This window comes from Peribacillus sp. TH16, from assembly GCF_016651095.1.
Classification (GTDB): Bacteria; Bacillota; Bacilli; order Bacillales; family DSM-1321; genus Peribacillus; species Peribacillus butanolivorans.
The window spans coordinates 2,654,767-2,674,669 of the sequence record NZ_JAEKEM010000009.1; the positions used below are offsets into that span (position 1 = coordinate 2,654,767).

Sequence of the window (19,903 nt, forward strand, 5' to 3'; positions counted from 1 at the left end):
CTTAAATGTTCAAATTCCCAAAGACAGTTTTCTACAAATCGATTACTTAAAGCTTGCCAACCTCATTGACCGCTTTATCCAAACTTTTATCATACGCTTGAAGGACTTTCTGACTAGCTTCAAAAGAGCGGTATGACGACATCATTTCTGTCATCGTTCTCGATTGATCGACATTCGAGCCCTCAAGAAAACCTTGTTTCGTAGAAAAACTAACCTCTGCACCCGCATATGCACTAGGTAATTCATCATCATTCACAACTTTATAAAGACCTTCTCCATCTTTCATAAGCTGTGCAGATGGATTATCTGAAAAACCGATGCCAAGGCGTGCCTTTTGAACATTTCCTTCTAAAATAACACCGTTTTCTGTAACGGTAAACTGATCACTATCAAGCTGAATTCGTTCATTATTCTCATCCAGTACATAATAACCATTAGGGGTAGTCAAATACCCTTGCCCATCTAAAGTAAAACTGCCGTTACGTGTATAACGGAGTCCACCATCGCCATCCAGAACAGTAAAAAGCACCGCCCCTTGCCGACCGGTTCCTTCATTGATTGGAAGATTTTCGTCAGCCAAGGCAAGATCTGTATTAAGCTGGGTTTCCTCTAGAGTACCTTGTGTAAATAAAGGATTGGTTTCTTGTACATAAACACCGGTACTAAGGCTCCCTACCTGAGAAAACTTCGACATGCTTAATTTGTTTTCTGTAGGAATCGTTTTACTATCGATGTTGCTGAGAAGCATTTCCGGAAAAGATCTTATACTCGTTTGGTCAGCTTTAAACCCTGTTGTATTTGCATTGGACATATTGTTTGTAAGCATTTCTGTACGCCTTTGCTGTGTAAGCATCCCAGAAGCAGCTGTATAAAAACCTCTTAACATCTTCTTCACTCCTTATTCTACATTACTTATACCGTTTAATTTCTTATATCTATCTTATCGGTCATAAACTTCAGTATCTTAAGGAAAAAAGAAAAGCATTAGGCAGAAGAATTTGTCTGTATTATAGGCTAGGTCAGATTTAAAGGAATGGTGTTAAATTTTCAACTAAAAGAAGAGGGCCTATTGCTCATCAGTACTAGAACTGCACGCACTTTCACTATGCCTCATGTTTGTCTGAACCTTAGACCCCTATCTTATAATGCAGATTTTCACGTCCGCTTTTTAATTGAATTTGTGCCGTGGCAATTTGTCCATATTATCAAGCATAATTCCAGTTCCAATTGCAACACAATCCATTGGATTTTCTGCAACAAGTACTGGGACTTTAAGTTCTTCTGCAAGAAGGAGATCAATACCATGAAGCAATGCGCCTCCGCCTGTTAAAATGACGCCTCTGTCAATAATATCGGCAGAAAGTTCAGGTGGTGTCCGCTCAAGTACACTTTTTGCAGCTTGTACAATGATAGAAACTTGCTCGCGAAGAGCTTCTTCAATTTCTTCAGAGTTGACAGAGATGGTTCTAGGTAATCCTGATACCATATCACGCCCACGAATATCAATGACTTCTTTACGTGAACCAGGGAAGACTGTTGCAACCTGAATTTTAATGTTTTCTGCTGTACGTTCACCGATTAGAAGCTTATACTTCCGTTTGATATAATGTAAAATTTCATTATCAAATTTATCACCGGCCATTTTAATAGAAGAAGACGTAACGATATCCCCCATCGAAAGAACCGCAATGTCAGTTGTACCGCCGCCGATATCTACGACCATGTTGCCGCTTGGTTGAAAAATATCCATGCCAGCACCGATTGCAGCTACTTTTGGTTCTTCTTCAAGGAATATTTTCTTTCCACCGCTCTTTTCTGCAGCTTCTTTAATCGCCTTTTGTTCAACACTTGTTACGTTTGTTGGGCAGCAAATTAAAATTCTAGGCTTTGAAAGAAAGCCTTTCACATTTAATGTATTTATAAAATGCTTAAGCATCGATTCTGTTACATCAAAGTCCGCAATGACGCCGTCTTTTAAAGGACGAATTGCGATGATGTTTCCTGGAGTCCGGCCTACCATTTTACGAGCTTCTTCCCCGACAGCAAGAACACGGTTTGTATTCTTATCGATCGCTACTACCGAAGGCTCATTTAACACAATTCCTTTACCTTTGACATGTATTAGAACATTGGCTGTTCCAAGATCTATCCCAATATCTCTAGCAAACATTTCTTAAATCCTCCTTGAATATCCTCACATATAACCTACTTCTGTCCTAATTGTTTATTTTACCATATCGTATTGACACAAGTAAGTATGAATTATAAATAAACATAAACATATACTATTTTTTCCCAAATAACCAATATGAAACATCATCAATGCACCTACATATATCCATAATCACTATCCCATACTTTTACCCAATAAAAAAATCCCGGCATGGAGATTCATAATCAAGGTTTTATAAAGATGACACATTTTCATGTCCTCTTTATCTATTCCCTAATTTCTCGAATCACTTCCAAATACCGGAATCAATTTAAATACTTATTTAACGATTTCTTCTTCTCTTTCAGATCGTTTATATTTTAATTTTGTCGCTTCTCCACCTCGAAGGTGACGAATGGATTTATGATAATCCAATATATCCTTCACTTCGTTAGCCAAATCAGGATTAATTTCTGGCAGCCTCTCCGTTAAGTCTTTATGCACTGTACTTTTAGAGACTCCGAACTCTTTTGCAATGACGCGAACTGTTTTTCTAGTTTCCACGATATACTTTCCTATCTTGATAGTTCTTTCTTTGATGTAATCGTGCACACCACTCGACCTCCCCAAATTGGATGTGAGAAGTGTGAAATGAGATTCGTATTTTTCGAATCGAATACCGCTGCCCTATAAACAATGAAAGATAGAATTATTCAACTATTAGATAATTTGTAATAAACGATTCCTCACCTCAAACACTCTCTTTTCATGGTTTATAACATCTTATTAGCTTGGTTAAGAATATATGCCTAATGGGACAGGTGAATTAGATTTATTTCTAAGATTTATCTGTTTATTTTCCTTAAAAACAAATTATTTCCCGAGAAATTTGTCGGAAGAGCGAGGGTTTCAGCGTTTGAACCAATATTTCCTCGAAAGAAAAAAGGAAGCCGTTCAAAATGAACGGCTTCCTTTTACCAAATTTTCAGTTGTTGTCATTCGAAACGCTCAAGGTTTATGTTTTGATTTTATTAAAAATCTTAATCTTAATTAGATTGATTTAACGAATCTTTCAAGGAATCGCTTTTCTCAGTAGAATCTTCACCTGGTGTAGAGCCTTCCTTATCAGTACCACTTTCTAAATCTGTGCCCTCTTCAGTTTCATCAACTGCAGGCGTTTCATCTGTTCCAGTTTCTGATTCGTCAATTGCTGGTGTTTCTTCTTTCTCAGTTTTAGATTCGTCAACTGCTGGTGTTTCTTCTTTCTCAGTTGAATTGTCAAGTGTGCTGCCTTCTGTTTCAGTTGCTGATTGAATGGCAGATGCTTGTTTATCAACAAAATCAATTGGATTTAATGCAATGTTATCTTTTCTGATTTCGAAGTGGACATGCACGCCTGCTTCTTCATTGATTTGACTTTTTCCAGCAGTAGCAATAGCTTGCCCTTGTTTCACTTTGTCACCAACCGCTACTTTGATATCTTTCACTGATTGATAACGAGTAACGACACCATCTTCATGCTCAACTTCAATTAAATTGCCAAGCAAAGCATCGTCTTGAACTTTCGTTACATTTCCACTTAACGATGCTTTTACATCGAAAGCTTTTCCATCTTCCATTGCAATGTCTATACCTTTGTTTTGCTCATATCTATTGTTGTAGAAAACCAAAGCTTCTTCTTGTGCCTTTTCATCTGCATTCACATCATAGAATTGTTTTTTAATTACCGTTTTGTCGGCATTGGCTACAGGCATCTTGATTGTCTCAAGATTACTATTGACCTCGACTGAAGGCTGATCGTAGTTTTTTCCTGTTTCAGCTGAGTCCTCTTTACCGTCATTAGCTGAATCATCAAAACTATTTTGTAATAAGAAGGCCGCGGCTAAGATTATGGCTGCACTTGCGATATAGATTGCTGATAACGCCCAACGTTGTTTAAGTATACGTCGGATTTTGGAAGTTGGTTTCTTTTCTTCCTCTCTCATATTAATCACCTCAGCAATCATTCTGAACATTTTGCTAAGATTATATACATTTTGGTAAAAAATTTTTTAGATTTATTTTGTGGAAAAGAAACCGATTTTATTCGTAGAATGGTAAAATGTTTTGTATCTTATTGTTGAAGGATGTTTAATTTATGAAAAAAGCCTTTAAACTCGTGTTAACGTTATTACCTTTTTTATATATGATTGCCATTTGGACAATGTCCAGCCTTCCTGATGATGTTATTCTTGATATCCCCTCATCATCAACGGACCGATTTATCAAAGAGGCACTTCATTTAGTCGAATTTGCAATTTTGTACATATTATTCGTATCTGCTCTTGCAGTAAACCAAAAACTGAAGCCAACGCTAAGCTTGTTGGCAGCCCTTGTGGCAGGCTTATACGGTATTGTAGATGAATATCATCAATCTTTCATTCCCTATCGTTCCGCCACCTTAATAGATGTAATCAAAGATATCATCGGAGTATTGGCTGTCTATTTTCATGTTCACTACCACTATTTCAAGCACGAACGTGGCTTTTTAACTATTATAGAAAAATTAGGCGAAAAAAAATGAGAGATGGGGAATCCCATCTCTCATTTTTTCGCCGTCATTGTATTCATCCACTTGCTAGAAGACTGTACTTTTACCCCTTTATAGTAGTACTTTACAATATCTTCATAGTTTTTTCCTTCCCTGGCCATTCCATTAGCACCGTATTGACTCATTCCAACTCCGTGTCCATATCCTTTAGTCGTGATGACAATTTGGTTGCCTTGGCGCTCCCAGTTAAAATCAGATGACTTCAATCCGAGCTTTTCACGAATCTGCTTCCCTGTCAATTTCTTTCCGCCGATTTCAACTACACCTACACGATTACCTGATGTTCTTTCAATGACAGTCCCTATTGTTGTCGCTGATGATAGACTTACGCCTAGCTTCTTTTCAAAATCCGCAGCGTCCACTACCATTTTATTATAAAACTTTGGTGATTCTTTATCCCATGGACTGGATACACTTTTTAAATAAGGAAACTCTGCTTCCCAATAGTCCTCGGAATTCTCTGTATATCCATTGCTGGTCGAAAAAAAAGTCGCTGTAATTGGTTTTCCATTATAGGTTAGAATTTGGCCTTGTGTTTCCTTAATAGCTTTGTTAATTTTCTTCATCTTCCATTTATAATCAGAGCCCCACTGCTCTTTTAGCTCATCATTATTCATATAAACTTGATGCATTACCGTATCGCTCACATCTGCACCGTCTGGCAAGCCCATTCGATTATCGTTTATGAGCTGATCGACAATGTAAGTTCTGGCTGTCAATGCTTGGGCCTTCAATGCTTCTTCCTCAAAATCCGCCGGCATTTCAGCTGCAACCACTCCAGCCAAATACGATTCAATCGGCAGTTTTTGAATCTTTTTAGCAGATGTACGGTAAACAGCAACTTCAACGGAACTCATTTCATTTGTACTCACTTCTTTACCCTCTTCCTTTGCTTTCTGTTCTAATTGTTCGTCTAACTTTCCACTTGTCTTATCACTTGAAAATGGAAGCACAAGCACTGCTGGAATCATAATAATCACAAATGCTACTGCTATAAATAGTACGATCATCGGTTTGATAGCTTTCAAATCCTGGGCCTCCCTACACTTGTTCTCTGCTGATATTCTCCCATCCAGCAGGTATCTCTACATAACATATGTATGTCGAAGGACAAGCTTTTATGAATAGAAAAACGACAGTTACTGAGTTAGAAGTTTTAATACTAGAACAAAACAAAAAACCCATTCACACTTCAATGACTGAAGCGTGAATGGGTTTTTTAAGATATCTTATGCGTTTAAATCGGCAATTTTTTTTGTTTCTGAAGGTACTTCTTCGTTAATACGCTCCACATCAGCACCTAAAGATGCTAATTTACCATGGAAGTTTACGTATCCTCTGTCAAGATGCTTTAATTCTGTAACACGAGTAATGCCATCCGCAACTAATCCAGTCAGGATAAGCGCAGCAGCAGCACGTAAATCAGTTGCAGCCACTTCAGCACCTTGAATATTAGTTGGTCCATTCACAATAACAGAACGACCCTCAATTTTTATATTCGCATTCATGCGGCGGAATTCTTCAACATGCATAAAACGGTTTTCGAACACTGTCTCCGTAATCATACTTGTTCCTTCAGCACGCAATAATAATGCCATCATTTGTGATTGCATATCAGTTGGGAAACCAGGATGTGGCATTGTTTTAATATCAATAGCCTTCAAGGTTTTTGGACCGATAACACGCAATCCATCTTCTTCCTCAAGGATTGTAATGCCCATTTCTTCCATTTTCGCAATAAGGGAAGTAAGATGTTCAGGCACAGCTCCTTGAACAAGAACGTTACCACCGGTAAGAGCAGCCGCCGTCATAAACGTACCAGCCTCGATGCGGTCAGGTATAATCGCATGTTCAGTGCCATATAATTTATCGACACCTTCGATTCTCATTGTACCCGTACCAGCGCCTCTAACTTTGGCACCCATTTTATTAAGGAAATTCGCAAGATCTACAATTTCAGGCTCTTTGGCCACATTTTCAAGTATAGTCGTACCTTCAGCAAGTGTTGCTGCCATCATGATATTTTCAGTGGCACCTACACTTGGGAAGTCAAGGTACACTCTTGCACCCTTAAGTCTGCCTTCAACTTCGGCATCAATAAAACCGTTACCGACCTTCACTTTTGCTCCCATCGCTTCAAAGCCCTTTAAATGTTGATCGATAGGACGAGAACCGATGGCACAACCACCAGGGAGAGCAACGCGGGCCCGGCCATTCCTTGCTAATAATGAGCCCATCACTAAAACGGAAGCTCTCATTTTACGTACATATTCAAATGGTGCTTCTTCTAATAACTCTCTTGATGCATCTACAGTTACTTGATTGTCATGAAAGGCAACATCTGCATTTAAGTTGCGCAATACTTCGTTGATTGTATATACATCGGAGAGCGTAGGAACATCTTTAATGATACTTTTCCCATCACTTGCTAATAATGTTGCAGCGATAACTGGCAAAACGGCGTTTTTAGCACCTTCTACTTTAACTGTCCCGCTAAGCCTATTTCCGCCGCGGACGATGATTTTTTCCAAAAGTATTCCCCTCCGCGTCCATTTTCTCTATATTAATATTCAAACGTTATGATTGGTGTGCCAACTACAAAGTTCGTTCTGTCACCCAATCCTTCTGTCCGTAGCCCAAACTGCAAATTTAATTTTTCTTTTGTCAAAGGTTGTTTAAACAATGTTGAATGTGCAGATATAGATGTAAAGTTTGTTTCATGCACACTCTCAATTTCCCTTGCTTGGAACATATCTAACAGATCTTCAGTTTTAGAGTTTAAAACCGAATCCATATTATCATTGATAGACCCTTTTATACAAGAAAAAATTGAAGGAGTTCCTATAAATAGGTCATTCACCCTGTTCTGGAACGTTGTTGTAAAGAAGGCTGAATTAGCTTTTCTCCACTTTTGCCCCTTCACTTCGTAAATAACATAGGTAACTTTATCAAATTTCTCTTCCGTTGTCATTATTTTAATAGACTCGGTTAGACCTGAATCGACATTGTGAATTAACGCCTCAGCCTTCCAGCCGGAAGCATCATCTTCCCGGTACCATTGAAATTGAGGGTATTTTTGTTTTAAAACTGATACTTCTCTTTCAAAATCTTGTTTAGTTGCAATCTCTTTATTTATTTCTCTAGCATATACAGACCATTCTCCTATGTTTAAATCCTTATCCTGTTGTAGCAGTTCCACCAACTTGACTATATCGGTTTTACTTTCTGCCACAATCGTTCTATTCCCAATTAAAATCACCATCAAACCAAGAAATACTATGTATGTTAACATTTTTTTGTTCCAATTATGCATGTTAAATCCCTCCCCTTTTATACATTCTTTCCACAAGGAGAGAGTTCATACTTCGTGTTTTCCGACAATTGGTGACACCTCACTACCTGATATTATTAATAGCAGGGGAAGTATGGCGAATACAAGAGTAGAATCATATTTTGCTATAAGCAGAGCCTTACAGCTTATTAATCATCACTAAACATATATGGGAGTTGGTTCGCAAATCCCAGGTAGTCAAGGAAGAAATTACTAACAACTGAACCAATGGCAACCGTTAATAAAATATATAAAACCCTGGCCTTGATGACTGAATTGGATCTTAAAATTTTATCAAAGTGTAATGCCTGTAAAGCCCACCAGGTAACTGCAATGAAAAACAAGTGTGCAATTATTCCTGTTAAAGCCTGCTGTCCCATTGTTGAAAACATGTACATACCTCCTAAAAGACACCCGTCTTCTATTCTAACACAAAACCCCTTCGAATTTGGAATATAAAAGGAAGAATTGCAAAATATCTTTTTGAAACTGTAAATAGAGGCTTGATCCAATGGAACAAGCCTCTAATACAGGCATTATATCATTCACTCGAAATAAAGTCTGTAAAATCCCCAAATTGATTATGGAGAAAATCCAAGGCTATATTTGGAACTATCCCGAAAAGGATGGTGCCTACTAGACAAATAATTATAACGGTGGACAGACCGGATCGAATTTTAATTACCTTGTCTGAATGAATGGGGCGGAAAAAGACTTGAACCAATAATCCAAAATAATACACATAGGACACAATTGTACCTGCAATCATGATCCCTGCAAGGACATAATGTCCAGGTTCAGTAATGAATGTTCCAAGAAAAATATTCAGTTTGCCGATGAACCCTGTCGTTCCAGGAATTCCAGCTAACGAGAGGATAAAGACAGTAAATGCTATGGCAAGGTAAGGAGATCTCCCCCCAAGCCCTGCCACAATACTTATGTCCTCTGAGCCACTTTGACTGGAAAGCAGTTGAATGACCGCAAATACGCCGATATTCATTAGTAAATATGCCAGTAAGTAAAACCAGACTGTATCCATCAAGAAGTAGCCACCGCCCATTGTCGCTACCGCTATAAGGAGGTAACCGGCATGGGCGATACTAGAAAAGGCAAATAACCGTTTTAAGTTTTGTTGTCTTAATGCAATTACATTTCCAATAATGATTGTCAAACCTGCCACAAAAGCTATATAGATATTATTTTTTTCCAAAAAGTCGAGTGCTCCGAATGTATCACCGGGAGCGGTTAGAAACAGTGAAAGGAAGATGCGCAGGATAATGACGAATCCTGCAGTTTTCGAGATGACACTTAAAAAGGCAACAACAGGAGTAGGTGCTCCCTCATAGACATCCGGCGCCCACATATGAAACGGAGCAGCAGCAATCTTAAAGGATAAACCAACAAAAACCATGAAGAAAGCGAGACCCATAATGTATTGCAGCTGACCATCCGTCATAGCGGCCATCGTCCGGCTCATCTCCCCTAGATTTACCGAACCGGTCACTCCATATAAATAGCTCATTCCGAACAAAGTGATTGCCGTGGAAATACCGCCGTTAATCACATATTTCATAGACGCTTCATTAGACTTTCGATTATGTTTACGTATTCCTACTAATATATAAGAAGAAAGTGAAAGTAGCTCTAGTCCAACAAACAAGGTTATCATATCACCGCTTGAGGTCATGATCATCGCCCCAAGCAATGCGGTCAGGAACAGATAATAAAATTCCCCGCGATGCTCCTGCAATCCCTCTTGGGGCTCGTAGCTTTCAGCAAGGAGGATGACAAGACCCGCTCCGAATAATAAGATTAGCTTAAATGCTTTTGCAAATGAATCTAAACGAAATGTATCGGATAAGATGCTTACAGTCTCATAGGAAAATAAGCTAATCAGTGACAAAAATGCCAGAATAATTCCGGTTAACGCGAGCCATGCAAGTTTCCTTCGATTAAAATGCTTTGGCCAGAATAAATCCAATATCGAAAGAATCATGGCCGTTCCAAGGATGATGAATTCTGGCATCATCGCTCCCCAATTGTAAGAAAGCATTGTGTTCCAATCCATCCTTCATCGCCCCCCTAGCGCTAGCATCATGGCATCAATCGTTTCTTGAAGAGGCCCGCCTAATAGATTTGGGTACACCCCAACCGATATAATCAACCCGAGGAGTACCACGGTTGGCACAAACTCCAGCCCCTTAAGGTCATGTTTCTCTTTCTCTACCAAGCTATTACTTTTACCAAACGTTATCATCAGGACCGCTCTCAGCATATAGACAGCCGTTAAAACAAGTCCCAGAGCTCCGATTGCCCCAAACAATGGCTGACTCTTGAATAAGCCGAGAAATACCATAAATTCACTGATGAAGCCAGACATCCCAGGCAAACCGAGGGAAGCCATCCCGCCGGCTAACAAAAGTCCAGAAAATATTGGCATCGACTTTGTCAAGCCGCCAAGTTTATTAAACATGGTTGTACCCGTACGCTCATACAACACGGCAACCAAGAAAAACAACAAAGCAGCAATTAATCCATGTGAGATAACTTGAAAGATGGCTCCCTGAATACCCGATTCGTTCAAGGCCCCCAGCCCCATCATAACGATTCCCATATGCGAAACCGAGGAATATGCTAAAACGAGCTTGAAATCCGTTTGCACTAACGCTAAAAATGCACCATACAACAAGCTTAGGACTCCAAAAAGTACAACGATAAAGGCCAGGCTTTTATATTGTTCCGGGAAAATCCCCATTCCAAACCGGATGATTCCGTATGCCCCTATTTTCAAAAGGACACCTGCATGAATCATAACAATGGAGGGCGGTGCCTCGGCATGAACCCGCACCATCCAGCTGTGGAAGGGAAATACGGGCAGCTTAATCGCAAAAGCTATGATGAAGGCCAAACATAATCCATACTTCATCGAACCGGAAATTGGTGCAAAGAGCGAGACGCCGCCCATCGTCATCATCTGAGACAAAGCCGCAATATTCGTCGTTCCTGTCCGGGCAAACAAAATCAAAATAGCCACCAATAAAACCGCCGAACCAATGCCATTATAAATTAGGAAACTATAAGCTGCTTTCTCCTTCTCTAAAAATCCCCATCTCCCAATTAAAAAGAAAGTCGGAATCAAAGTCATTTCAAAAAAGATGAAAAAAAGAATTAAGTTTTCTGCTGTAAAGACACCGAGCATACCAATCTCTAAAATAAAAAATAAAAGGTAATACCCTTTCCACTCTTGTTTTATATAAATAGAAGCCATCGCTGCTAACGACGAAACGATTGTTGTCAGTAATATAAAGATGAGACTTAACCCATCCAGACCCAATTCAAAATTAACGGTAAACAATTTAGGGTCATACATCGCCAAATTTCCAAATCGGATCCAATTCATCTTGGTATCAAAGGAAGAGAGTGCCACACCCGAATAATATTGACTAAATAGAAATAACGAGAGAATAAGGGGAGGCAGTGTTCCAAAAAAACCGAATTGCTTGATTGTCCTTTCCTCTTTTTTCGGCATAATGGCAACCATTACAATGCCAAGTAGCGGAGAAAACACTAATAGTGAGAGCAAATAGACATTCATCTTAAATACCCCCCTGTTAACGCAAAGATGACCAATAGTACCGCGAGCCCAAGAAAGGCGATCATGCCATACTGCTGCACCTGTCCTGTTTGCAGTTTAGACCCTATTTTCCCTAGCCCCTCTATTGAACTTGTTACTGTTGAGATCAATCCCCCGACAATGAACTTTTCAATATAAGAAAGAAATAAACTAAAGACCTTAATTGCATAGCCTACTGTAAAAAAGTAAATCTCATCAATAAAATACTTATTATCTAAAACTTTATATAATTTGGAGTTCTCTTTGAAGAGCCAGTCCCGGGGTATCTTCTTTTTAGCGTACATCATATAAGCAAGTAATATGCCAGCAAGCGATACAAACACGGCCATAAACATAATCCACACTGGTCCCTCATTATGGCTAGCACCAAGCAGCGTTTCATTTCCTTCGACTAGCCAATCACCAAGGAATGTTCCGAACCATGGGGTTTGAATATATCCACTAATCACAGCAAGCAACGCCAAAATAAACATAGGAAGTAACATGATTAAAGGTGATTCCTTAACCTGATTAACTGGACTTTGTGATTCTCCTGCAAATATCATGAAAAACAGGCGGAACATATAAAATGCGGTTAAAAAAGATGTAATCACCGCAAGTGTAAATAGGAGATAATCCCCATGCTCCCAGGCTGACATGAGAATTTCATCTTTACTGAAAAACCCTGACAGCAAGGGAAACCCCGATATCGCCAAAGTTCCAATCAAGAAAAGCGGTCCTGTCCAATTCAACCTTTTCCATAACCCACCCATTTTTTCTATGTTCTGTGTATGTATAGCATGAATTACACTTCCTGCTGCTAAAAACAGCAATGCTTTAAAAAAAGCATGAGTCATTAAATGAAACACCCCTGCTACATATCCAGCCGTACCTAAAGCTAGCATCATAAAGCCAAGTTGGGAGATCGTCGAATAGGCTAGCACACGCTTAACATCCTTTTGCACAAGAGCAATGCTTGCGGCAAAGATGGCTGTAAATCCACCCGTTACTGCTACGACGTGCATTGCTGTAACACTTGCCAGAAACAACGGAAACATAGTGGCTACCAAGTAAACTCCTGCTGCAACCATAGTTGCTGCGTGAATCAGTGCAGATACAGGAGTCGGACCTTCCATTGCATCAGGAAGCCAAGTGTGAAGAGGAAACTGTCCCGATTTCCCAACCGCACCGATAAAAATCAGAACACCAATCAACGTCAACCTTCCAACTGAAATCTCGCCAGCTTGAACAGCTTGAAAGATCTCTCCATATTCAAAGCTACCAGTTTCCCAGAATAGTAGAATAATGCCAATTAAAAGCCCTACATCACCTATTCTGGTCATAATAAAGGCCTTCTTCGCTGCCTTCTTTGCTTCTTGTTTATAAAAGTAAAACCCAATCAATAGGAAGGATCCAACCCCGACCAATTCCCAGAAGAAATAGAGTTGCAATAAATTGGGTGCCATGACAAGCCCAAGCATTGCAAAGGTGAAGAAACCAAGGTATGCATAGAAAATGGAGAATCGCTCTTCACCGTACATGTACCCCTTCGAGTAAATCTGGACAAGCAGGCTAACAAGTGAAACAATCACGAGCATCAAGGCATTAAGCTGATTGATTTCAAATCCTGCCGTAAGTTGCGTCCCACCGATGGAAAGCCAATCTATCGTTACTTTATAAGTAGGTTCTTTAAACCGTTCTATCAAGACAAGCAGCGATAAAATAAACGAAGCTAGCGTTAATAATATTCCTATATAGGCTCCTTGTTCTCGCCATCTCCTGCCTGATAGAAGCAGAACCAGAAACGTGACGAGTGGGAAGATCGGTATGAGCCAAGCATTCTCCATCATCGTATCAAATCCCCTTCTTCATTTATATAAACCTTCAATGCTTCATTGAATCCATTTCATCAACATTGACCGTCTTACGATTACGATAAAGGGCCATTAATATGGCCAGCCCAACAGCTGCCTCGGCTGCAGCAATTGTAATTGTAAATAATGAAAACACTTGACCAGTAATGGATGGCGTTACTCCAAATTTACTGAAAGCAACCAAATTGATATTCGCAGCGTTCAGCATCAGCTCAATGGAAATCAAAACAATGACCGCATTTCTTTTTACCAATGCGCCATACAGTCCAATACAAAATAAAACTAGTGCCAATACCAGATAAGCCGACAAGGGAACTCCTGTCATAATTGATCTCCCTCCTCATCCTTATCGTCTTTTTTTGCTAACACAATGGCACCTACTAAAGCAACAAGCAGGAGAACAGACATCACTTCAAATGGAATCACATATTTGGAAAACAGCTCAATGCCAATTTGTTTCGTATTTTCCTCATGCAAGGTCGTTGGCTGAACAGGTATATGCAGATTGTAAATACCTAGATAAACTGCCACAGCAAATCCAGCAACCGCTAGCAGCAAAGAGAATTTTCCCCACCTCCCTTTTGACGGTTCTTCGCGTTCTTGATGTTTAGTCAGCATTATTCCAAACAACATCACGATCGTAATTGCCCCAGAATAGATTAAGATTTGTACGACTGCCACAAATTCTGCCGAGAGCAGCATATAAATGCCTGCAATGCTTAGAAATGTAAAGACAAGGGCAATTACCATGTGTACCACTTTTGTTAACGTAATTAGCAGCACACCGCCTAATATGGCGACGAATGCCAAACCCAAAAATGCAATTAATTCACCGGACAAACTCATACTTTATTCACCTTCCGGATATTTTCATCATTTTCATCCAGCCACTCCAGATTTTTAAATAACTGTTCACGGCTGTATTCCGCCAGTTCAAATTGATTCGTCATCACTATCGCTTCAGTAGGGCAAACCTCCGTACATAGATCACACAAAATACATATCTCAAAATTGATGTCATACGTATCGATGATTTTACCTTTTTTTGTTTGGTCCGGATGCTTTTTCCCTGTTAATTGTATACAATCTGTTGGACAAATCGTCACACATTGATTGCATACAATGCACTTCTCAGGATAGAATTTTTGTATTCCACGGAATCGATCAGGGAGCGGCAGCGGCTCATTTGGGTAGTCGTAGGTCACTTTTTTCCGTGTCAAGTTCTTCAACGTATAGGTTAAACCTTTTGCTAAGCCAAGCATATTAACCCCTCGCTTTCTGATTAGCTTAAAGTTTTTTAAAAAAGTTTAAATAATTCTTTTAAAAGTGCAGTTAAAAATATATTAGCTAACGCAATCGGCAGCAGTACTTTCCAGCCGAACTCCATCAATTGGTCGGCCCTTATACGCGGAAAGGTTACACGAATCCAAACCAATACATAAAACACAGCACTAAACTTCAGTCCAAACCAGACAGCTGCCGGAATAAAATCCAGAAACGGTATAGAATTCCATCCCCCTAAAAATAATACAGTGGTTAATGTAGCCATTGCAAACATATACACATATTCCGACAACATAAAGAACGCCCAGCGAAATCCAGAGTATTCAACATGATAACCCGAAACGAGTTCAGATTCCGCTTCCGGAAGATCAAAAGGGACCCTGTTCAACTCAGCTACCGATGCAATAAAAAAAACTATAAACGCAATTGGTTGAAGAAAAATGAACCAAACCTTCTCCTGTGCAGCGACTATATCATTTAAGTTTAAGCTCCCTGTCAACAGGACTATCCCCACTAACGACATCACGAGCGGAATTTCATACGATATCATTTGCGCTGCCGCCCGCATTCCGCCAATCAAAGAGTATTTATTGTTGGATGCCCAGCCTGCCGTGACGATACCAATCGTCGTAATACCGGAAACCGCCATATAATACAATAGTCCGACACCTATATCGGCAAATTGAAATGCATCGGTAAATGGCAATGTAGCAAGGACCATGAAAGCTGGAGCAAAGGCGATTACCGGTGCCAATATATAAAGCGGCTTATCGGCTTTTTTTGGGATTGTATCTTCCTTGATTAAAAGCTTCAAAACATCGGCAACGGTCTGCAAAAGCCCCCATTTACCACCAATCTGATTTGGCCCCACCCGCAACTGCATGAACCCCATGATTTTTCGTTCAGAAAGAATACCATAGGTGACAAACCCTAAAACAACAAATAGGAGCAGCACAGCCAAGCCAAAAAAGATGCCAAAATTCAGTAGACTTGGCGTGGATTGAAGCAAATCCTGGATCATTTATCCATCCACCTCCCCTAATACAATATCGATGGCACCTAGTATCGTTATCAAGTTCGCCATATTTTCCCCTTCCAGTAACTTTGGAAGAATTTGCAGATTATAAAATGAAGGTCGGCGGAATTTTAACCGGTACGGCTCCTTTTTTCCCTCGCTTGCGATATAACAGCCGATTTCCCCTCTTGGTGATTCAATTCGGACAAAGGCCTCGCCTTTTGGTACCTTTATTATTTTCGGGACCTTAGCAATGATTGGTCCTTCGGCTGGAAACTGCTCAACCGCCTGCTCAAGGATTTTCAATGATTCTTCAATTTCCTCCATCCTGCAGTGATAGCGTGAAAAAGCATCGCCTTCTTCTCGGGTAGGAATATTAAATTGAAACCTGTTATAAATAGAATATGGTTCATTTTTTCTTAAATCCCATTTTACACCTGTACACCTTAAGTTTGCACCGCTTAGTGAGTACTGAAGCGCTTCTTCCTTCGAATAGGTGCCCACTCCCTTAACTCGGTTCACGAAGATTTCATTCCCTGTTACCAGCTCATGGTAACCAGCTAGCTGCTCCCTCATATAAGGAACAAACTCTGCCACCTTTTCAATCCAGTCTTCAGGAGCATCCCATTTCACACCTCCGACCCGCATATAATTAAATGTAAGTCGTGCACCTGACAATTCAGTCAATAAGTTAACGATCATTTCACGTTCACGAAAAGCATATAAAAAGGGGCTCGTCGCTCCAATATCAAGCAAATACGTTCCCCACCAAACAAGGTGACTCGCAACTCTGCCTAACTCCATTGCGATTACCCGCAAATACTCAGCCCTGTCGGGGATTTCAACCCCCATCATTGTTTCAACAGCATGACAAAGCACATAATTATTTGTCATAGCGGCCAGATAATCCAGTCGGTCGGTATAGGGAATAATCTGAGTATATTGTAGATCTTCCGCTAATTTTTCCGTACCGCGATGTAGATACCCTATGACAGGTGTAGCCTCTTTTATTATTTCACCATCGATTTTGATGACAAGCCGAAAAACACCATGTGTACTCGGATGCTGTGGCCCGACATTGAGAAGCATTTCTTCCGTCCGTAACATTGGGTTACACCTCCACATCATAAGGCTGATAATCTTTTCGAAGAGGATACCCAATCCAATCCTCACCAAGTAAAATCCGCTTTAAATCAGGGTGTCCCTGAAAGAGGATACCGAGTAAATCGTAGGCCTCACATTCAGGCCAATTTGCCCCCGACCATAAAGGGACTAATGAAGGAACAACTGGAGAATCCCTATCCAGCTTCACTTTCAAGGCAGCCGAATGATTCGTATTAAATGAATATAGGTGAACATAGATTTCCATATGAGTTTCAAAATCTGTTCCATGCAGTTCTGATAAATAGTGAAAGTTCAACTGTTCATCATATCGTAAAATTTTAGCTATTTGAAAATATGTATCTGGTTTAGCAACTAATGTGGGAACATCTTTTGATAGGTTATTAATATAGTAATCTGTTAGAGCACCTTGTCCCAAATTCCTTTCAATAGCCTGAACAATTTGATCGAGTATTGATTGGTTTGGTGAAGGTTCATCTGGGGTGTGAACTTCTGTACTCTCCTCTACTCTAGCCCTGGTCTTTGCAGCCGCGGCGGCTTTCGCTTTTGCAGCAGAAATGGCCTTAGCCTTTGCTTTTTCTGGATCCTCTTCTTTGCCCACTAATTCCTTTCTTTTGGCGAGAGCAGCAGCTTTTGCCTTTGCAGCAGCGGCGGCTTTTTGTTTCGCTACATCCATACTTCTTTCCGATTCTTCTATTCCACTTTCTTTTGATTGTTTTCGGGCGAGAGCGGCGGCTTTTGCCTTTGCAGCTGCGGCGGCTTTTTGTTTCGCTACATCCATACTTCTTTCCGATTCTTCTATTCCACTTTCTTTTGATTGTTTTCGGGCGAGAGCGGCGGCTTTTGCCTTTGCAGCTGCGGCGGCTTTTTGTTTCGCTACATCCATATTTCCTTCCGGTTCTCCTGTAACACTTTCTTTTGACTGCCTTCGGGCTATAGCAACTGCTTTTGCCTTTGCAGCTGCGGCGGCTTTTTGTTTCGCTACATCCATATTTCCTTCCGGTTCTCCTGTAACACTTTCTTTTGACTGCCTTCGGGCTATAGCAACTGCTTTTGCCTTTGCAGCTGCGGCGGCTTTTTGTTTCGCTACATTCATATTTCCTTCCCGTTCTTCTGTAACACTTTCTTTTGACTGTCTTCGGGCTAAAGCTGCGGCTTTTGCCTTTGCAGCTGCCTCTTTCTTTTGTTGCGCTAAATCCTGCTCTTCACTCATCTATATCACCCGCTTTCCAGTTTTCGCTTCGTAACGGATTTTTTCTTTTAATTTATTAATACCATAAATAAGTGCTGCCGGGTTTGGGGGGCACCCAGGGATATAAACATCAACAGGTACTATTTGATCTACCCCTTTGACAACCGAATATGATCGCACATATGGTCCTCCTGCAGTTGCACAAGACCCCATAGCAATAACCCATTTCGGCTCTGGCATTTGGTCGTACAATCTCCTTATTATCGGAGCCATTTTTTTCGTTACAGTGCCAGAAACAATCATGACATCCGATTGTCTAGGTGATGTCCGGAAAAAAGAACCAAAACGGTCCAAATCATAATGAGAGGAACCCACTCCCATCATTTCAATCGCACAGCATGCTAAACCAAAAGTCATTGGCCATAGGGAATTACTTCTTGCCCAGGCCTTTACTTGTTCAAGTGTGGATAAAAAAATACTGTGACGCAATTCTTCCATTTCTGCAGGAGTAAGGTCGTCTAATTTTAATTCCACTTTAACACCTTCTTTTTCCAAGCGTAGATTAGTCCTAATAAAAGGATAAGGACGAAAAATAACATTTCAATTAGCGCAAACAGCCCCAGCTCGTCGTAAGCTACTGCCCATGGGTAAAGGAAAACAGTTTCTACATCAAAAATGACGAACATCAAGCCAAATAAATAATACCTGACATTGAACTGAACTCTTGAATCCTGAAAAGGCTCGATCCCACTTTCATAAGTCGTGTATTTCATATCATTCGGTTTGTATGGTCTAAGCAGTCTTCCAAGAAATAATGCGACTAAAGGTAGTAAAATGCCAAGACTAAGAAAAACAAATACAATTAAATAGTTATTTTGGTAAATATGCAGCTGTCCCATGTCCATCTCCCTTTATAGAGAAATCATGTTTAATAGGTGTATTTTTAACTTGCTTGTCTTCTTTTTTATTGGAATCTTGTTTTAAATATTTATGCAGTGCTACAATTTTTTAGAAGTAACGTGACAACGAGGGGGCAAGAAGTAATAAATGTAAGCGTATACATTATATCATCCAGAAATTAGTATGTCGATGAAGTAAGGGTTAATATGGAAAATACTTTACACTATAATTCGATATTTTTTATGAACTTTCAGCAGATTTTTTCATATTTCGACGTTCAAATGCAGAAATTATGAGTTTGTATAATAATAAGCTCTTTTAAAGGCAGTTTAGATTGCATGCCTAAAATAAAAAACACCAGGACTCTCTGCAATTAGAAAGTCCTGGTGTTTTGATTATATAAAATTATCGCATTTCTGCAATTTGAATCCGATTGATAGCACGTTTAAGCGATAAATCAGCTCTTTTGGCATCATTTGATCCATCATTGTTCTGCAATCTTTGTTCCGCACGTGCTTTTGCTGCTTGAGCGCGTGCAAGATCGATAGTTTCAGCTCTTTCAGCAGATTGAGCTAAAATGGTTACCACATCAGGGCGAACTTCTAAGAAGCCACCGTTTACAGCTACATAGTCTGTGTTGCTTCCATTTTTAAGACGGACAGCACCGATGGTAAGAGGAGCTACAGTTGGAACGTGTCCAGCCATAATTCCCAGCTCACCACTTTTAGCTTTAGTGCTTACCATTTCAACTTCTGCATCATATACTGGGCCATCGGGAGTAACAACATTGACTTTAATGGTCTTCATTTCATTCCCTCCTAGGTCCCTTT

Annotated in this window: 21 protein-coding genes; 1 reads left to right on the forward strand and 20 read right to left on the reverse strand. The window is 40.0% G+C overall.

The window, feature by feature from the left end; genetic code table 11:
* Positions 1 to 46 precede the first annotated feature (46 nt).
* The 4 genes from JFV29_RS26820 to JFV29_RS26835 form a co-directional block, all read right to left on the reverse strand.
* Positions 47 to 886: a flagellar hook-basal body protein gene (locus JFV29_RS26820; RefSeq protein WP_201187450.1), complete on the reverse strand. Its 840-nt coding sequence runs from the start codon at positions 884 to 886 to the stop codon at positions 47 to 49.
* A 282-nt stretch (positions 887 to 1,168) separates the two neighbouring features.
* Entirely contained in the window at positions 1,169 to 2,170 is a 1,002-nt protein-coding gene (mreB, locus tag JFV29_RS26825; protein ID WP_053348506.1) for a rod shape-determining protein, read from the reverse strand.
* Positions 2,171 to 2,491: 321 nt separating this feature from the next.
* Positions 2,492 to 2,764 carry a sporulation transcriptional regulator SpoIIID gene (gene spoIIID, locus JFV29_RS26830; protein ID WP_034315767.1) on the reverse strand — a complete coding sequence of 91 codons (273 nt, stop codon included), beginning with the start codon at positions 2,762 to 2,764 and terminating at the stop codon, positions 2,492 to 2,494.
* 434 nt (positions 2,765 to 3,198) lie between these two features.
* The gene (locus tag JFV29_RS26835; protein ID WP_242486955.1) at positions 3,199 to 4,167 is read right to left on the reverse strand and encodes a M23 family metallopeptidase; all 969 of its coding nucleotides are present in this window, start codon (positions 4,165 to 4,167) and stop codon (positions 3,199 to 3,201) included.
* 122 nt (positions 4,168 to 4,289) lie between these two features.
* Between JFV29_RS26835 and JFV29_RS26840 the strand changes: the two genes are divergently transcribed.
* Positions 4,290 to 4,715: a VanZ family protein gene (locus JFV29_RS26840; protein ID WP_201187454.1), complete on the forward strand. Its 426-nt coding sequence runs from the start codon at positions 4,290 to 4,292 to the stop codon at positions 4,713 to 4,715.
* 20 nt (positions 4,716 to 4,735) lie between these two features.
* Here the strand turns inward: JFV29_RS26840 and spoIID are convergent, their stop codons facing one another.
* The 16 genes from spoIID to JFV29_RS26920 all read right to left on the reverse strand — a co-directional run bounded on the left by spoIID (position 4,736) and on the right by JFV29_RS26920 (position 19,880).
* Positions 4,736 to 5,770, reverse strand: coding sequence for a stage II sporulation protein D (gene spoIID / locus JFV29_RS26845; RefSeq protein WP_201187456.1), 1,035 nt, complete (start codon positions 5,768 to 5,770; stop codon positions 4,736 to 4,738).
* 201 nt (positions 5,771 to 5,971) lie between these two features.
* A complete protein-coding gene (gene murA, locus JFV29_RS26850; RefSeq protein WP_053348502.1) occupies positions 5,972 to 7,273 on the reverse strand; it encodes a UDP-N-acetylglucosamine 1-carboxyvinyltransferase in 1,302 nt (433 codons plus the stop codon).
* Between the two features lie 32 nt (positions 7,274 to 7,305).
* A complete protein-coding gene (locus JFV29_RS26855; protein ID WP_201187458.1) occupies positions 7,306 to 8,055 on the reverse strand; it encodes a YwmB family TATA-box binding protein in 750 nt (249 codons plus the stop codon).
* A 167-nt stretch (positions 8,056 to 8,222) separates the two neighbouring features.
* Positions 8,223 to 8,465, reverse strand: a complete 243-nt coding sequence (locus JFV29_RS26860; RefSeq protein WP_053348500.1) for a DUF1146 family protein — start codon at positions 8,463 to 8,465, stop codon at positions 8,223 to 8,225.
* Positions 8,466 to 8,614: 149 nt separating this feature from the next.
* Complete coding sequence (nuoN, locus tag JFV29_RS26865) at positions 8,615 to 10,141, reverse strand: NADH-quinone oxidoreductase subunit NuoN (RefSeq protein ID WP_201187460.1); 1,527 nt, start codon at positions 10,139 to 10,141, stop codon at positions 8,615 to 8,617.
* Between the two features lie 3 nt (positions 10,142 to 10,144).
* Positions 10,145 to 11,668, reverse strand: coding sequence for a complex I subunit 4 family protein (locus JFV29_RS26870; RefSeq protein WP_201187462.1), 1,524 nt, complete (start codon positions 11,666 to 11,668; stop codon positions 10,145 to 10,147).
* Positions 11,665 to 13,536, reverse strand: a complete 1,872-nt coding sequence (nuoL, locus tag JFV29_RS26875) for an NADH-quinone oxidoreductase subunit L (RefSeq protein WP_201187464.1) — start codon at positions 13,534 to 13,536, stop codon at positions 11,665 to 11,667. Before nuoL ends, JFV29_RS26870 begins: the two co-directional genes overlap by 4 nt.
* A 34-nt stretch (positions 13,537 to 13,570) precedes the next feature.
* Positions 13,571 to 13,885, reverse strand: a complete 315-nt coding sequence (nuoK, locus tag JFV29_RS26880; protein WP_056524221.1) for an NADH-quinone oxidoreductase subunit NuoK — start codon at positions 13,883 to 13,885, stop codon at positions 13,571 to 13,573.
* Entirely contained in the window at positions 13,882 to 14,406 is a 525-nt protein-coding gene (locus JFV29_RS26885; RefSeq protein WP_201187466.1) for an NADH-quinone oxidoreductase subunit J, read from the reverse strand. Before JFV29_RS26885 ends, nuoK begins: the two co-directional genes overlap by 4 nt.
* Positions 14,403 to 14,822, reverse strand: a complete 420-nt coding sequence (nuoI, locus tag JFV29_RS26890) for an NADH-quinone oxidoreductase subunit NuoI (RefSeq protein ID WP_053348494.1) — start codon at positions 14,820 to 14,822, stop codon at positions 14,403 to 14,405. Before nuoI ends, JFV29_RS26885 begins: the two co-directional genes overlap by 4 nt.
* Before the next feature lie 35 nt (positions 14,823 to 14,857).
* Positions 14,858 to 15,865 carry an NADH-quinone oxidoreductase subunit NuoH gene (gene nuoH, locus JFV29_RS26895; RefSeq protein ID WP_053348493.1) on the reverse strand — a complete coding sequence of 336 codons (1,008 nt, stop codon included), beginning with the start codon at positions 15,863 to 15,865 and terminating at the stop codon, positions 14,858 to 14,860.
* On the reverse strand, positions 15,866 to 16,966 hold the full coding sequence (locus JFV29_RS26900) for an NADH-quinone oxidoreductase subunit D (RefSeq protein WP_098177153.1): 1,101 nt from the start codon (positions 16,964 to 16,966) through the stop codon (positions 15,866 to 15,868).
* Between the two features lie 4 nt (positions 16,967 to 16,970).
* Positions 16,971 to 18,194, reverse strand: coding sequence for an NADH-quinone oxidoreductase subunit C (locus JFV29_RS26905; RefSeq protein WP_201187468.1), 1,224 nt, complete (start codon positions 18,192 to 18,194; stop codon positions 16,971 to 16,973).
* Positions 18,195 to 18,671 carry a NuoB/complex I 20 kDa subunit family protein gene (locus tag JFV29_RS26910; RefSeq protein ID WP_176527554.1) on the reverse strand — a complete coding sequence of 159 codons (477 nt, stop codon included), beginning with the start codon at positions 18,669 to 18,671 and terminating at the stop codon, positions 18,195 to 18,197. It lies immediately after the preceding gene.
* A 26-nt stretch (positions 18,672 to 18,697) separates the two neighbouring features.
* Positions 18,698 to 19,072 carry an NADH-quinone oxidoreductase subunit A gene (locus tag JFV29_RS26915; RefSeq protein ID WP_201187470.1) on the reverse strand — a complete coding sequence of 125 codons (375 nt, stop codon included), beginning with the start codon at positions 19,070 to 19,072 and terminating at the stop codon, positions 18,698 to 18,700.
* A gap of 406 nt (positions 19,073 to 19,478) precedes the next feature.
* The gene (locus tag JFV29_RS26920) at positions 19,479 to 19,880 is read right to left on the reverse strand and encodes a F0F1 ATP synthase subunit epsilon (protein WP_201187472.1); all 402 of its coding nucleotides are present in this window, start codon (positions 19,878 to 19,880) and stop codon (positions 19,479 to 19,481) included.
* Positions 19,881 to 19,903: the final 23 nt, after the last annotated feature.